Source organism: Vreelandella zhanjiangensis DSM 21076, from assembly GCF_000377665.1.
Classification (GTDB): domain Bacteria; phylum Pseudomonadota; class Gammaproteobacteria; order Pseudomonadales; family Halomonadaceae; genus Vreelandella; species Vreelandella zhanjiangensis.
On record NZ_KB898656.1, the window covers coordinates 1 to 15,708 of the forward strand.

Sequence of the window (15,708 nt, forward strand, 5' to 3'; positions counted from 1 at the left end):
CACCCTCATCGGCAAACGCCCACATGAATTACCTGATCAAATTGTTAAAGAGCTGTTTCGCTTGAGGTTAATGTTGCCAACAATTGACTCGATGACCGGAGTCGCTTGCCTCAGCGAGGAAGGCGTATTCTACGCATTTCCTGGTGTTTGTCAACCGCTGTTTTCAGCGGGTGAAGTGAGCGATGTAAATCTCGCTAACCTCCTGACAAACCGAAGGTTTTCACCTTCATTCACCGCTGGTAACGCTTGGCGTCCCCGGCAGCGGATGCGTACTTTACGGATTCACTGCCGGATTGGCAAGGGCTTTTTTAAAGAAGTGTGAAAAACTTTCAGCTTTTCGGTTTGGCCTTGCGCATTACCGCATAAACCGGGCCTGAGAGCACATAGGCACCAAACAGTAGAAGCAACATGACAGAAGGTTCAACCGAGATCATGACAAACCCGAGCACAACGGCCAGCAGTACCACGAAGGGCACAGGCTTTTTAAAGTCGAGATCCTTGAAGCTGTAGTAGCGAATATTGCTGACCATCAGAATGCCAGCGGCGGCCACTACTACCAACATCAGCAGTTTGAAACCAAACGCATCGGCGTCAAAGCTATGGAAGGTCCAAACGCTCGCGGCTACTAGCGCTGCCGCTGATGGACTGGGCAGGCCGATGAACCACTTCTTATCGACACTGCCAATTTGCACATTAAAGCGCGCCAAGCGAAGTGCCGCACAAGCCACATACAAAAACGCGACTACCCAGCCAGTTTTACCGATATCCTGCAAAATCCAGGTGAAGGCTACTAATGCTGGTGCCATACCAAACGAAATCATATCGGCAAGGCTGTCGTATTCGGCGCCAAAAGCACTTTGGGTGTTGGTCATGCGCGCAACGCGCCCATCCAGCCCATCCAGCACCATGGCGATAAAAATAGCGACGGCGGCAGACGTAAATTCACCGTTAATCCCGGCCACAACGGCAAAAAAACCTGAAAATAGCGCCGAGGTGGTAAACAGATTAGGCAGCAGGTAAATCCCTTTACGCCGAATCTTCTTCCCATCTTCCAGGGCCTCTTCGACGACTTCTGTATCACGTAAGAAAGCGGCAGCAAGATCCTCATTACCGACCGTATGATGATCGTCGTGGGTTTCCGGCAAGGAAGTCGAAGCTTGCTCTTGATCGCGAGCGTCCTGAGTCATAGATGTCATCCGTTTAATATAGAGTCACAAATAGTGAACACTTTCATTCTACACGGTGAGTATTGCTCAGCCAGTCAATTGCATCAGGAAGCGTAAATTGAATAACGCTTACAGCGCACAAACAAAACGGGGCGCGCCAAAGCGCACCCCGTCAAGCTACAAAGATGGTTTTATCATTATCGAGTTGAATCGTTGTCAAAGCGTGTCAGCGCTGATGGCCACCTGCACCGTCTTGTGCAGCGCTAGGTAAGGCGTAAAATCACTTTACGCCAGTCGCCACTTTGCGTAAAACGCCATATTTGCAATACACTATTTCATCACTTGAAACGACGGCGCTTGTATGGATTTCCGACTACTTAGACATTTTGTAGTGCTTTCCGACACGCTGCACTTTGGCCGCGCCAGCGAGCTTTGCCACGTCAGCCCTTCGACCCTAAGTCGTTCGATTCAGCAACTGGAAAGTGAACTTTCCACGCTGTTGTTCGAACGCGACAACCGTCACGTCACGCTGACTGCACATGGCCTGGACTTTCAGCATTATGCCCGTGAGACGCTGGAACAGTGGGAGATGACTAAACGCCGCCTGGCTAATACCGCGCAGCTTAGCGGCGAGATCAGTATCTACTGCTCGGTAACGGCAAGCTATAGCTTCCTTTACGAGCTGTTAAGCGATGTGCGTACTCGCCACCCCGGTATCGAACTGAAACTGCATACGGGCGACCCAGCCGACGCCATGCAAAGAGTGATGGAGGGCGACGATGACATGGCCATCACGCCGCGCCCACGCATTCCTCCCAACACCCTGGCGTTCAAATCGCTCACCCGCTCGCCGCTGGTGTTCATCGCCCCCACGGCGCCCTGCGAATGGCTACCTGCCGCTCCCGAAAGCTCGACCGCCGAACAGTGGCAACAGGTGCCCATGATTCTTTCTGAAGCAGGGCTATCGCGGGAACATGCCAACACCTGGTTCAAGGCGATGGGCGTAAGCCCACGCATCTACGCCCAGGTGGCAGGGCATGAGGCTATTGTAAGCATGGTGGGGTTGAGCTTTGGCGTGGGCGTAGTACCCAAAATCGTGTTGGATAACAGCCCGCTCGCCAATCGGGTCAGAGTATTGAGCGTGAAGCCCGAACTCCCTCACTACGATGTCGGTCTGTGCGTTCTCAACCGGCGTTTGAAAAACCCGATTATCGACGCGCTGTGGGCCGCGATTAGTGAGCGTTGATAACTAAAAAAGCACCGTCTTTAATAAGACGGTGCCTTAAGGTCTAACCAGCAGTAACGCTACTCAATGCTTTAAAGCGAAAGCACCTTGTCGCCGCGTGCAATACCGGAAACCCCGGTACGCGCGACTTCAAGAATACCCACGGGCGCCATGGCCTGCAGGAAAGCATCCAGCTTGGCAGCGTCGCCGGTAATCTGAACGGTATAAAGGCTCGGCGTCACGTCGACGATCTGCGCGCGGAAGATATCCACGGTGCGTTTTACTTCATCGCGGGCAGCGCCCAGTGCCTTGACCTTTACCAGCATCAGCTCACGCTCGATGTGGTTGCCTTCAGTCAGATCGACAAGCTTCACTACATCGATCAGCTTATTAAGATGCTTGGTGATCTGTTCGATCACTCGGTCATCCCCTACCGTGGTTACCGTCAAGCGCGAAAGAGACGGGTCTTCGGTCGGCGCTACGTTAAGCGTTTCAATGTTGAAATTGCGCTGAGAAAACAGGCCGACCACACGTGACAGCGCACCCGGTTCGTTTTCCAACAGAATCGAGATGATATGTCGCATCAGGTACGCTCCGTTTTAGACAGCAGCATGTCGCGCATGGAGCCTAACGGCACCTGCATCGGATAGACGTGCTCAAAAGGGTCCACCTTCACGTCAAGAAATACCAGTTCGTGCTTGTTGGCAAACGCACGCTCAAGCGCCGGCTCAAGCTCGTCTTGGGTAGTGACGGTAATCGCGGTAAACCCATAAGCCTCAATCAACATATGAAAGTCAGGCAGCGACTCCATATAAGAGTGCGCATGGCGTGACTTGTAGTTCAAGTCCTGCCATTGGCGCACCATGCCTAGCGAGGCATTGTTCAAATTGAGGATTTTGACGCCCACGCCGTACTGCTTACAGGTGGAGAGTTCCTGCATCATCATCTGGAAGCTGCCTTCACCGGTAACGCAGACTACATCATCATCCGGGAAGTTTTGTTTGATACCCATCGCCGCCGGGAAGCCAAAGCCCATGGTGCCAAGCCCGCCCGAGGTGATAAGCCGGTTAGGCTTCTCAAACTTGTAATACTGAGCTGCGAACATCTGATGCTGGCCCACATCGGTCGTCACGTAAGCCTCACCACGCGTCACGCGGCATAAGGCCTCAACCACTTCTTGAGACTTCAACATCTCGCCCGGCTTGGACGGCTCATAAAGCTTGCCGTGACGATCAGCGCGCCAGCCATCAATCTTCTCCCACCATTCCGCAAGCGCTTCGGGATGCGCAATAGGATGGCCCTGAACCAGGCTAATCATCTCACTGATAACGCTGTCGGCAGGCCCTACGATCGGCACATCGGCACGCACGGTTTTGGAGATCGAGCTGGGATCAACGTCGACATGAATAATTTTCGCCGTGGGGCAAAACTTAGACGTGTTGTTGGTGACCCGGTCATCAAAGCGGGCGCCAATGGCAATAATCAAATCAGCGTGGTGCATGGCCATGTTGGACTCATAAGAGCCATGCATGCCTAGCCAGCCAAGGCTTTGACGATCGCTTTGCGGATACGCGCCAATGCCCATCAGCGTGGTGGTAATCGGGAAGCCCAGCCGCTTAACCAGATCCGTTAAACCTTCGCTGGCCTTGCCGGTCACCACACCACCACCGGTATAAAATACCGGGCGCTTGGCTTTGAGCATTAACTCAACAGCCTTTTTGATCTGCCCGGTATGGCCACGTGTCACCGGGTTATACGAGCGAAGCTTGACCTTTTTCGGATAGACGTACTCGTAGCGCTCAGTGGGCGCGGTCATATCCTTGGGAATATCCACCACCACCGGACCAGGGCGCCCCGTCGAGGCAAGGTAAAACGCCTTTTTAAGCACTTCCGGGATTTCAGACGGGTGGCGAATCGAGAAGCTATGCTTCACGATCGGGCGAGTAACGCCCACGATATCAGTTTCCTGGAAGGCGTCTTCACCGATCAGATGGCTCGCTACCTGGCCACACAACACCACCATGGGAATCGAATCCATGTACGCGGTGGCAATACCGGTAACGGCATTCGTAGCGCCGGGTCCGGAGGTAACCAGCACCACGCCGGGCTTACCCGAAGCACGGGCGTAACCATCGGCTGCGTGAGTGGCAGCCTGCTCGTGACGCACAAGAATGTGCTTCACGCTGTCTTGGCGGAACAGCGCATCATAAATATGCAGCGCCGCACCGCCGGGATAACCATAAATGTACTCAACGCCCTCATCTTTCAAGAAGCGGGCGATCATATCTGCGCCGGAAAGCAGTTCCACTGTATTTCTCCCCTAGAGGTCTCGAGTGCGATCCGCAGGACATCCTGCGGTGTCGAGTGCGGCGGTATGCCGCTGCCGGCCCATGCCGGCACCTGATGCCAAACCCTGGCATACGGCCCGGTTAGGGCCTGCACTCTCTGAGAGCACCGATTTATGACGATATAAATCAGCCACTCCCTTATCACGGCGGATTGCCGCGTCGGGGCGTTGGCCAGGTCGAGCGGTTGGCTCAAACCCGGAAGTCCTTCGGCGGGTAAAGGCATTTGCCTACCCTTCGCGCGGGAAAAAGGGGTTACCCGTCAGGTCCGCGCCCGCAAATCAGGAACTGATAAGATTCCATTAGCCTCCTAGCATGTCAACCATCAATGCCCGATGAATGTGCAAAGGGGCGATTTGAGACAAAAAAGCCCCGCTGGCAAGGCCGAACGGGGCATATGGTTATAACCAGGGCTGTTTAGATATTGAACGCAAGCTTACCCTCGACAGCACTCACCCGAATGGTATCTCCCGGTGAGAACTTGCCGGCCAGCAGGTCTTGCGCCAGCGGGTTTTCAAGACGGCTTTGAATGGCGCGTTTAAGTGGCCGCGCGCCATAAACGGGGTCAAACCCCACCACGGCCAGCTGTGCCATGGCGTCATCGCTTACCTCAAGGCCTAAATCGTGCTCAGCCAAACGGGCTCGCAAGCGTTCCAGCTGAATACCAGCAATTGCCTGGATTTGCTCTTGGCCCAAGGCATGGAAGACCACCACTTCGTCAATGCGGTTGATCAGCTCCGGGCGGAAGTGATTACCCACCACCTCCATGACCATGTTTTTCATGTTTTCATAGTCACGGTCTTTATCAGCACTGACGTCACCACCCATGCGCTGAATGATGTCCGAGCCCATGTTGGAGGTCATCACGATTACGGTGTTGCGGAAATCCACCGTGCGCCCCTGGCCATCGGTTAACCGGCCATCTTCCAATACCTGAAGCAGGATATTGAACACATCCGGATGAGCCTTTTCCACCTCATCCAGCAAAAGCACCGAGTAAGGCTTACGGCGCACCGCTTCAGTCAGGTAACCGCCCTCTTCGTAACCTACATAGCCCGGAGGCGCACCGATCAAACGGGCCACGGAGTGCTTCTCCATGAACTCCGACATATCGATACGCACCATGGCCTCCTCGGTGTCGAACAGGAAATTGGCCAATGACTTACACAGCTCGGTTTTACCGACCCCGGTGGGCCCCAAGAACAGGAACGACCCGTTAGGCCGGTTGGGATCCGACAAGCCCGCCCGAGAACGGCGCACGGCGTTAGCCACCGCTTCAACCGCTTCGTTTTGGCCGATCACCCGCTCATGCAGGGCGTCTTCCATGCGCAGTAGCTTATCGCGCTCGCCTTCCAGCATTTTGGAAACCGGAATGCCGGTCCAGCGTGAAACCACCTCGGCGATTTCCTCTTCAGTGACGTTGGAGCGCAGCAGCTGGTGGCTTGCGGTATCCGCTTCGCCTTCACCACTTTCGGCAATTTTCTTTTCCAGTTCCGGAATCTTGCCGTACTGGATTTCCGACATACGCCCTAAATCGCCCTGCCGACGGGCCTGCTCCAGGTCAAGACGCGCCTGTTCCAAATCAGCTTTGAACTGCGCCGAGCCTTGGATGCTGGCTTTTTCAGCCTTCCAAATTTCATCCAGGTCAGCGTATTCACGCTCGAACTCATGAATCTGGTTGTTGAGGGCTTCCAGACGCTTCTTGGTGGCTTCGTCGGTTTCCTTCTTAAGCGCCTCGCGCTCCATCTTGAGCTGGATTAAACGCCGATCCAGGCGGTCCATCGCTTCAGGCTTGGAATCAAGCTCCATACGAATCCGCGAGGCGGCCTCATCGATCAGGTCGATGGCCTTATCGGGCAACTGCCGGTCAGTGATATAGCGGGTAGACAGCTTCGCCGCGGCAATAATCGCCGAGTCAGTGATATCCACGCCGTGATGCACTTCATAGCGCTCTTTTAAGCCACGCAGAATTGCCACGGTATCTTCTTCTGTCGGTTCATCGACCAACACTTTCTGGAAGCGACGCTCAAGAGCCGCATCTTTTTCGATATATTTGCGATACTCATCCAGCGTAGTGGCGCCGACGCAGTGCAGCTCGCCGCGGGCAAGCGCAGGTTTGAGCATATTGCCCGCGTCCATGGCGCCTTCCGCCTTACCGGCCCCCACCATGGTGTGCAGCTCATCGATAAACAGAATGACCCGGCCTTCTTCCTGAGAAAGCTCTTTAAGCACCGCTTTCAGGCGCTCCTCGAACTCACCGCGGAACTTGGCGCCCGCCAATAGCGAACCCATATCCAGCGACAGCACCCGCTTGTCTTTTAAGCCTTCGGGCACTTCGCCGTTGACGATACGCTGCGCCAAACCCTCAACAATAGCGGTTTTACCCACCCCAGGTTCGCCAATCAAGACAGGGTTATTCTTGGTGCGCCGCTGAAGCACCTGGATAGTGCGGCGAATCTCTTCGTCACGACCAATCACCGGATCGAGTTTGCCGTCCAAAGCGCGCTGGGTAAGATCAAGGGTGTACTTATTGAGCGCCTCACGCTGATCTTCCGCATTGGGGTCATCGACACTGGCACCGCCGCGCAAGCTATTGATCGCCGCTTCAAGTGACTTACGGTTAAGCCCCGCGTCTTTCATCAGCTTGGTAAGCGGGCCGTTCATTTCTAACCCAGCCAGCAGCACCAATTCACTGGCAATGAACTGATCGCCACGCTTTTGCGCTTCACGGTCGGTTAGATTGAATAGCTTGATAAAGTCTCGCGAAGGCTGCACTTCACCATCGAACTGACCCACCTTGGGCAAGTTATCCAACTGCTGCACTAGCCCGTCGCGCAGGCGGGAGCTTGAGCCCTCGGCCTTTTCGATCAGAGCTTTAATGCCCGTGTCTTTGGTATCCAGCAGAGCGAGGAGAAGATGAGAGGGATCTAGTTGATTATGACCGCGACCCACGGCCAGTGATTGCGCTTCGGCAATGGCAGCCTGAAGCTTGGCAGTAAACTTATCAAAACGCATAGCGAGCCTCCTGGGGTAGCCCTGCGTTCGGACGCACGGCGTGGCCCAATAACGTGTCAGTTAACGTGCTAATCACGATTAGCTTGACAAGTTAAATGGCGTCATTTCTGGCGTTTTCAAGAGCAGATAATACTCAGCAAGCTTATTTGTTGATCCAGATCACGCTCGCCATACGCCCCGTGGTACCGCCATCGCGCCGGTAGGAGTAAAAGCGCGACTCGCACGCCGTGCAGAAGTGCCCGCCGCTGATATGCTCGATCCCGAGCGCTTCCAGGCGAAACCGCGCCAGCCGGTACAAATCGGCCATATAGTGGCCCATCCGGTAAGGACTATGGTCAAACGCCTCGGCGGTGTCAGGGTGAACAGCCACAAACGCGCCGTATACTTCAGGCCCCACTTCAAACTGGGCATTGGAAATCGCCGGCCCCAGCCAGACGAGGATATCGTCGGGCTCGGTGTTCATGGCCGCGACCGTGGCTTCCAAAACGCCTCCCGCCAAGCCCCGCCAACCGGCGTGGGCCACCGCCACCTGGGTTCCAGCACGATTGCAGAACATGACCGGCAGGCAGTCTGCTGTGAGTACCACGCAAGCATACTCATCGGAGGTGGCAACGGCCGCATCCGCCTCTGGCGTATCGGCCTGATAACCCTGCTGCACACGTGCGCCGTGGGTTTGATTCAGCCATAACAGCGGGCGCTCATCGCCAATCTCTTTTTGCATCAGCCGTCGGCAAAGGGTGACATGCTCAGCATTATCGCCAACGTGGGCGGCCGGATTAAACGCCGCAAAATCATTCTGGCTGGGGCCTGTTTCCCGCGTGGTAACAAAGGCCCGCACGCTTGCGGGCGCAGGCCAGTCAGGAATCAGCAATGTGGGTCGTAAATCGATGGCATCACTCATCGCATGGTCTCACTGTCTTCGCGCAGGTAGTCCAACAACATTAGTAGATCATCGGGCAGGTCGGCATGAAAAGTGAGCGTTTCACCACTGACCGGATGCACAAAGCTTAACTTGCGGGCATGCAGCGCCTGGCGAGGGAATTCCCGCAGGATTTCCTTGAGCGGCCCGGCCGCACCTGGCGGCAGTCTGGCGCGGCCACTGTAAAGCGGGTCGCCAATCAACGGGTAACGGGCGTGGGCCATATGCACGCGAATCTGGTGCGTACGCCCGGTTTCCAGCTGGCAGCGCACATGAGTATGGGCGCGAAACCGCTCGACCACGCGAAAGTGAGTCATGGCGGGCTTGCCCGATTTGGTGACTGCCTGACGTTTGCGATCTTTCGGATGCCGACCAATAGGTGCATTGATGGTGCTGCCCGCCACGGGCTTACCAATCACCACCGCGTCGTACTGGCGCGATACGCTGCGCGCCTGAAGCTGTTCGACCAGCACGGTTTGCGCCTGAATGGTTTTAGCCACCATCATCAAGCCAGTGGTGTCTTTATCCAGACGGTGAACAATCCCGGCGCGCGGCACCTCGGCAAGCGTAGAGTGATGGTAAAGCAGCGCGTTGAGCAAGGTGCCGTCCGGGTTACCGGCCGCGGGATGCACAACCATATTGGCAGGCTTGTTGATAACCATCACCGCATCATCTTCATAAACGATATCCAGCGGGATATCCTGCGCTTCAAAGCGCCGATCTTCTTCGATGGTCGCTTTCAACAACAGCACTTCATGGCCGTGCAGCTTCGCTTTCGGTTTGGTTTGTACGCCGTCCACGGTCAGCTCACCCGCGTTGATCCATGCTTTTAATCGCTCGCGAGAGTAATCACTGAACAACTCCGACGCCGCTTGGTCAAAACGTGTACCTGCGAGCGTCGCAGGTACACGTTGCATGGCTTCAACTATCCGGGGCATGACGTTACTTCCTTTAACAACACCCGACAATACGCTGCTAAGCCTGCGTTTTGCGTCGAGGTGATTTATAGTGGGCTTACTGTGACCTATTCTATCATGGCCATCGTCGCTTTTCGGTGATTGAGGCTTGTTTGCAACGAGGATGATGATGCGCGTTTTTTCTGCTGCCAACCGCTTTGGTGCCCTAGCTTTAAGCCTTGCCCTTCTGGCAGGCTGCGCCAGTAACGATACGACACCTGATGAAGAGCAAGATGAATTTGCCGGGGTGCAAGAGCGCGAGCTTTACGAGCTGGCGCGCACGGCGCTGGATAGCAACCGTTACCCAATTGCGATCGAGCGGCTGGAAGCACTGGATACCCGCTATCCTTTCGGCCCTCATGCCGAGCAGGCTCAGCTAGAGCTGGTCTACGCCTACTATGAAAACAGCGACTGGGAAGAAGCCCGGGCGGCGGCAAGCCGTTTCATTCGCCTGCATCCTGATCACCCCCAAGCGGATTATGCCTACTACCTGCGCGGGCTTTCTGCCTGGCAGGCAGGTCGTTTCAGCCTGGAACGCTTACGCCTGATCGATATTTCCAAGCGTGATCTGGGCGCCTCACGTGATGCGTACAACGATTTCCGCGAGCTGATCCAGCGCTTCCCGCAAAGCGAATACGCGCCGGATGCTCAGCAGCGCATCGTCTATTTGCGCGAGCTACTAGCCAACCATGAGCTGCATGTGGCTGACTACTACCTGCGGCGTGGCGCCTATCTGGCGGCGGTTGAACGTGGCCGCTGGGTGGTCGAGCATTACCCTGAGTCCAACGCCACCCGCGATGCACTGGCCACCATGGTTGAAGGCTACCAAGGCCTCGGCATGAACGACCGAGCCGGTGAAGTACTTGCCGTACTACGCGAAAACGCGCCAGACCACGAGCAGCTTCAGGGCGGCCGCTTTGTACCCAAACATCTTGACTGACACCTTCAGCGCGGCTTGAGAGCAACGCTCAGCCCTGTCCAATAGCCCTGTCATTCTGAATAAAACCACGCTTCGGCGTGGTTTTTTTGTTTATAGCCAGTTCCGAACCAATAATTAATCAATAGTTGTACAAAAGACAAATAGCGTACTAGTATCATCGCGCCCCGAATAAAAAGCGTCCTCCCAGCATTCAAGGAACTGATCATGCTCACGTCAAACGCCCGTTTTGCAGGCGCTAAGATAAGTACGCGCCTAATACTGGCCTTTTCCACCATACTGGCACTGCTGATAGCACTGACGGCTACCGGTATCTATCAGGTCAATCAGATCAATCACGGGCTTACCGCCATCAACGATATCAATGGCACCAAGCAGCGATTTGCCGTGGACATGCGCGGCAGCGTGCATGATCGCGCCATTGCTCTGCGCGATATTGTCATGACGACGGACAATGGCCGCCAAAGCGCCCTACGCGCCGAGCTTCAAAGCCTGCAAAATGATTACCGAACCGCCACGGCTGGCATGCAGCAGATCATCAACCAATACTCGACCACGCCCGAGCAGGTGAATCTGCTTGATATGATTGAACGCCAGGCCGTGATTACCCGCGGCCTGACCCAGCAGGTCATTGACGTCCACGATGCAGGCACTGATGAGGCCGAACGAACGCTAATGCTTGACCAGGCAGGACCTGCCTATAGCGAGTGGTTAAACCGTATCAATCAGTTTATCGACATGCAGACCCGGATCAACGATGTCAGCACGTCAGAGGCACGTGCAACCGCGTCGGGCTTTCAAATGCTGATGCTGGGTTTGACGCTGTTTGCGCTGCTGGTGGGTGGCTTGATTGCAATGTTTCTCTCCCGTCAATTGCTGCGCGAGCTGGGCGCCGAGCCGCATGAAGTCAAAGCCTTTGCCGAAGCTATCGGACGGGGTGAGCTAACCACCAAAGGGCAGCTCAAAAAAGGCGACACGCGCAGTATCATGGCTTCTCAGGTGGCCATGGCCCAGCAGCTACAAACCATTGTTACCCAGGTGCGCGCCTCGGCGGAAGCAGTGGCATCCAACAGCGAACAGATCGCGGAAGGCAACAACGACCTGTCATCACGCACCGAGCAGCAGGCTAGCGCCCTGGCCGAAACGGCTTCCGCCATGGAGCAGCTCAACAGCACGGTAAAACTCAACGCAGAAAATTCCGAACAGGCAAGCCAGGAAGCGCAAAGCGCTTCACAGCTCGCTACCAAAGGCGGTGATGCGGTACATCAGGTAGTGGATACCATGAACGAGCTGAACCAGAGCTCTCAGGAAATCGCCGGTATTACCTCGACCATTGATTCCATCGCCTTCCAGACCAACATACTGGCGCTCAATGCCTCCGTTGAGGCGGCCCGCGCCGGCGAGCATGGCCGAGGCTTCGCCGTGGTGGCTGAAGAGGTGCGCAATCTTGCCCAGCGCAGCGCGGAAGCCGCTCGCGAAATCAATCAACTGATCGCCAGCAATCTAGACCGCGTCAAGCACGGCAACCAGCGCGCCGAAGAAGCAAGCAAATCTACAGAAGAGATCGTGGCGGCGATTGATCGCGTGACCACCATCATGCAGGAGATCAGTAACGCAAGCGCCGAACAGAGCGCCGGCGTACAGGAAGTCGGCCAGGCCGTTACCGAGATGGATCAAGTGACTCAGCAGAACGCAGCACTGGTGGATCAAAGCGCCAAGTCCGCCTCCAACCTGCGCCAGAATGCCCGCCAGCTGCTGCAAATGATGGAAGCTTTCAAACTTCCTCAAGCTGCCCCAAAAACTACTCAACCGGCTGGTCAACATCTAGCGCCGGCTACCTCACCGGTGGTGCGCCAGCCGGCCCTGAGCCCTGCCCAGCGGCAGCCAGAACCTGAGTGGGAAAGCTTCTAACCCGTGACCGCGACAATAAAAAAGGTCCCTGCTATAAAGCATTACGCAGGAGCCTTTTGCGTTGGGTCTGGCGCTATGCTTAGTCGCCCGGCTGCCAGCCGTTAACAATCGGGTAGCGGCGGTCGCGTCCAAAGCCGCGCGATGTTACCCGCACGCCAACCGGGGCCTGCCGACGCTTGTACTCGCAACGGTCTACCAGTTTGACCACCTGATAAACGTCTTCAGCGTCAAAACCGGCGGCAATAATCGCTTCAGCGCTCATATCGCCTTCGATATAGCTCAACAGGATGGCGTCGAGCACGTCGTAATCAGGCAATGAGTCGCTATCCTGCTGACCGGGCGCCAATTCTGCGCTGGGTGGCCGCTCAATAACGCGCTCAGGGATCGCCGGAGACTGGGTGTTACGCCAGCTCGCCAAACGGTAGACCCAGGTTTTATAGACATCCTTGAGCGCATTGTAGCCACCCACCATATCGCCGTAGAGCGTAGCGTAGCCCACCGCCATTTCGCTCTTGTTGCCGGTGGTCAGTACCATCAGGCCCTTCTTGTTGGACAGCGCCATCAGCAATACACCCCGGCAACGCGACTGAAGGTTCTCTTCCGTGGTATCGCGCTCGGTGCCGGCGAAGCTTTCCGAAAGCGTCGCCATAAAGGCATCGACCATGGGCTCGATGGGCATCACCTCGTAATGCACGCCAAGTATTTCCGCCTGTTGGGCGGCGTCCTGCTTCGAGATATCTGCGGTGTAGTGATACGGCATCATCACCGCCTGCACCCGCTGCGGCCCTAAAGCATCTACAGCAATTGCCAAAGACAGCGCTGAGTCGATACCACCGGAAAGTCCCAACACCACGCCTTCAAAGCCACTTTTATTGACGTAATCGCGAAGCCCGGTTACCAGCGCGCAGTAAAGGCTCTCTTCCGGCTCTACATCCGGCTCGATTTCACCGGGCTGTGGCTCCCAGGTAGACGCGCTGGTCTGCAGCAGTTGCACCGGCATCAGGCCTGCCTGCCAATACGGGGCGAGAACCTTTAGCTCGCCATTGGCATCCACGCACTTGGAGCCGCCGTCAAATACCAGCTCATCCTGGCCGCCAATCGTGTTGACATAAATAATTGGCCGGTTGACGTCCTGGGCACGCAGCTCCAGCAGGCGTAGGCGCTCACCCGGCTTGTCCTGGTGGTAAGGGGAAGCGTTCAGGCTGATAAGTACTTCCGCCCCCGCGGCCGTTGCGGAGCGTACCGGCTCGCTTTCCCACAGGTCTTCGCAAATCAGCAGCCCGAGCTTGACGCCTTTATGCTCATACACCAGCGGCTCAGTGCCCGGCGTAAAATAGCGCTGCTCATCGAATACCTGATAGTTGGGCAGCGCCTGCTTGGCATATTCGGCTTCCCACTGGCCGTTATACAGCACGCCCGCCAGGTTATAGCGTTTGCCTTCACGCACGCCGGGATAGCCAATGATGACCAATACGTCGCGAGCGACTTTTTCAGCCATTTTAGCCCGCGCTTCGCGCAGCCGGGTCTCCATGGAGGGGCGTAGTAGTAAATCTTCCGGCGGGTAGCCAGATAAAAAAAGCTCAGGGAAGATAACGATATCCGCCCCATGCTCAATGCGCGCTTCGCGCACAGCTTCAATAGCACGCGCCGCATTGCCGGGAATATCCCCGACAAGCGGATCGAGTTGGGCCATTACCAGCGTTAAGTCTTGCATGGGCGTTAAAATCTCTTGAGAATCTTTGAAACATTGTCAGGTCAATGCATTGTCCCGCAAGGACCGCCTGCTGGCAAAGCCCGCACCGGCATTGATCACTTCATCTCCGCTTAGGAGGGCCTATAAGGATGAACCTTTTGATCATTCGCTTAATTATTTTCGCCGTACTGTTCTATGTCGGCCTGAAGCTTTACGGCATGTATCGCCAGCATAAGCTTGCCCGTGATGAGCAGCATGGCGCTTTAAAACGTCACGAGGGCGGCCAGATGGTGCGCTGCCGCTGGTGTGATGTTCATGTACCGGAAACCGAGGCGCTGCGCGACCACGAGCAGTGGTTCTGCTCAAGCGCCCATCGCGACCGCTACCTTCAGGAGCAGCAGGATAAAGACGGCGGCGCTTAGCCTCCCAAGTGCGCCCGGGTCGGTAGGAAAGGCGTCGGGTCAATTAACGGCTCCCGGCCAAGCAGTTGATCGGCCAGCAAATGGGTAGAGGCTGGCGCCAGCACTAGCCCATTACGGTAATGCCCGGCGTTAACAAACACATTGGGCTGCTCTGGGATTGCGCCGATAAATGGAACGCCGTCAGGTGAGCCGGGGCGCAGGCCTGCCCAGTGGTAGGCAACCGGGCAGTTTGCCAGAGCCGGCACGATACGCTCGGCGCTTTGCTTTAATGAAGCCAGCGCCTCTGCGTCGGTAGTTTTATCAAACCCCGCCTCTTCCAGCGTAGAGCCGACCAACAGCAGGCCATCGTTACGCGGGATCACATAGCGGCCGTCTTTCAGCACCACACGCTGCACAAGCCCTGGGGGCGCCTGGTAGGCAATCATCTGACCTTTCACTGGGCGTACCGGCAGGTGCACGTCAAGCGTTGCCAGTAGCTTCGCGCTCCACGCGCCACCGCATACCACCAGCCGCGCGGCTTCAAAGGCTCCTTGCGAGGTGTTAACGCCGACCACTACTCCATCACGGCGTAGAAAGTCGTGCATCTCGCAGTGTTCCTGTAGCGTTACCCTCGGCATGCCGAGTAATTTGGCGCGTAGCGCCTGGCCAAGCCTTGGGTTCCGCACGCTGCCCAAGGTGGGCATCCACAGCGCATTTTCATGAGTAATGGCAACGTCAGGCTCTTTTTGATGCACAAAATCGGCATCTACCTGCACCAGTGGTTTACCCAGCTGGCGCGCCCAGCCTAGCGCGCGCTCCTCATCATCGACATTTAAATAGAGCAAACCTTTTTGGCGGTACTCAGGGTCAATGCCGGTCTCTTCAAGTAAACGCAGTGCCAGGGTCGGGTAGGCTCCTTCTGACCAGCGTGAAAGCTGCGAGATGGGCGGCGCATAACGCCACGGATAGAGCGGTGATACAATCCCGCCACCCGCCCAGGAGGCTTCTTTGCCACAGGTGCCACGCTCAATAATCGTGACGTGCTGCCCGGCATCGGCTAACTGCAGCGCGGTCAGCATGCCGATAACACCGCCGCCAATAATTAGAAAATCGCTCACTCACGTTGCCTGCTTTGGCTTG

13 protein-coding genes are annotated in these 15,708 nt (G+C 56.2%); 5 read left to right on the forward strand and 8 right to left on the reverse strand.

The window, feature by feature from the left end; genetic code table 11:
• A partial coding sequence (locus D467_RS20025) for a hypothetical protein (protein WP_040460649.1) occupies positions 1–322 on the forward strand: 322 nt, incomplete at its 5' end.
• Between the two features lie 7 nt (positions 323–329).
• Here D467_RS20025 and pssA read toward each other — a convergent pair.
• Positions 330–1,187, reverse strand: coding sequence for a CDP-diacylglycerol--serine O-phosphatidyltransferase (gene pssA / locus D467_RS0117945; RefSeq protein WP_018918922.1), 858 nt, complete (start codon positions 1,185–1,187; stop codon positions 330–332).
• 340 nt (positions 1,188–1,527) lie between these two features.
• Between pssA and ilvY the strand changes: the two genes are divergently transcribed.
• Entirely contained in the window at positions 1,528–2,412 is an 885-nt protein-coding gene (gene ilvY, locus D467_RS0117950) for an HTH-type transcriptional activator IlvY (RefSeq protein ID WP_026285837.1), read from the forward strand.
• A 71-nt stretch (positions 2,413–2,483) separates the two neighbouring features.
• Here the strand turns inward: ilvY and ilvN are convergent, their stop codons facing one another.
• From ilvN to rluD, 5 genes are all read right to left on the reverse strand, one after another.
• Positions 2,484–2,975 carry an acetolactate synthase small subunit gene (gene ilvN / locus D467_RS0117955; RefSeq protein ID WP_018918924.1) on the reverse strand — a complete coding sequence of 164 codons (492 nt, stop codon included), beginning with the start codon at positions 2,973–2,975 and terminating at the stop codon, positions 2,484–2,486.
• Entirely contained in the window at positions 2,975–4,699 is a 1,725-nt protein-coding gene (locus D467_RS0117960; RefSeq protein WP_018918925.1) for an acetolactate synthase 3 large subunit, read from the reverse strand. Before D467_RS0117960 ends, ilvN begins: the two co-directional genes overlap by 1 nt.
• Positions 4,700–5,153: 454 nt before the next feature.
• The gene (gene clpB, locus D467_RS0117970) at positions 5,154–7,751 is read right to left on the reverse strand and encodes an ATP-dependent chaperone ClpB (RefSeq protein ID WP_018918927.1); all 2,598 of its coding nucleotides are present in this window, start codon (positions 7,749–7,751) and stop codon (positions 5,154–5,156) included.
• A 142-nt stretch (positions 7,752–7,893) separates the two neighbouring features.
• Entirely contained in the window at positions 7,894–8,652 is a 759-nt protein-coding gene (pgeF, locus tag D467_RS0117975; RefSeq protein ID WP_018918928.1) for a peptidoglycan editing factor PgeF, read from the reverse strand.
• Positions 8,649–9,608, reverse strand: coding sequence for a 23S rRNA pseudouridine(1911/1915/1917) synthase RluD (gene rluD, locus D467_RS0117980; RefSeq protein WP_018918929.1), 960 nt, complete (start codon positions 9,606–9,608; stop codon positions 8,649–8,651). The genes pgeF and rluD overlap by 4 nt, the downstream gene beginning before the upstream one ends.
• 148 nt (positions 9,609–9,756) lie before the next feature.
• On the opposite strand from rluD, the gene D467_RS0117985 reads away from it, so the two are divergent.
• Both D467_RS0117985 and D467_RS0117990 read left to right on the forward strand, forming a co-directional pair.
• The gene (locus D467_RS0117985; RefSeq protein ID WP_018918930.1) at positions 9,757–10,566 is read left to right on the forward strand and encodes an outer membrane protein assembly factor BamD; all 810 of its coding nucleotides are present in this window, start codon (positions 9,757–9,759) and stop codon (positions 10,564–10,566) included.
• A 204-nt stretch (positions 10,567–10,770) separates the two neighbouring features.
• The gene (locus D467_RS0117990; protein WP_018918931.1) at positions 10,771–12,474 is read left to right on the forward strand and encodes a methyl-accepting chemotaxis protein; all 1,704 of its coding nucleotides are present in this window, start codon (positions 10,771–10,773) and stop codon (positions 12,472–12,474) included.
• A gap of 79 nt (positions 12,475–12,553) precedes the next feature.
• Here D467_RS0117990 and D467_RS0117995 read toward each other — a convergent pair whose 3' ends face one another.
• Positions 12,554–14,188 (reverse strand): NAD+ synthase, encoded by a 1,635-nt coding sequence (locus D467_RS0117995; RefSeq protein ID WP_018918932.1) that lies wholly within the window; start codon positions 14,186–14,188, stop codon positions 12,554–12,556.
• Positions 14,189–14,316: 128 nt separating this feature from the next.
• Here D467_RS0117995 and D467_RS0118000 point away from each other — a divergent pair, with 128 nt between their 5' ends.
• Positions 14,317–14,589, forward strand: coding sequence for a PP0621 family protein (locus D467_RS0118000; RefSeq protein ID WP_018918933.1), 273 nt, complete (start codon positions 14,317–14,319; stop codon positions 14,587–14,589).
• On the opposite strand, the gene thiO is transcribed toward D467_RS0118000, so the two are convergent.
• Entirely contained in the window at positions 14,586–15,686 is a 1,101-nt protein-coding gene (gene thiO, locus D467_RS0118005; RefSeq protein WP_018918934.1) for a glycine oxidase ThiO, read from the reverse strand. The genes D467_RS0118000 and thiO overlap by 4 nt on opposite strands.
• Between the last annotated feature and the right edge of the window lie 22 nt (positions 15,687–15,708).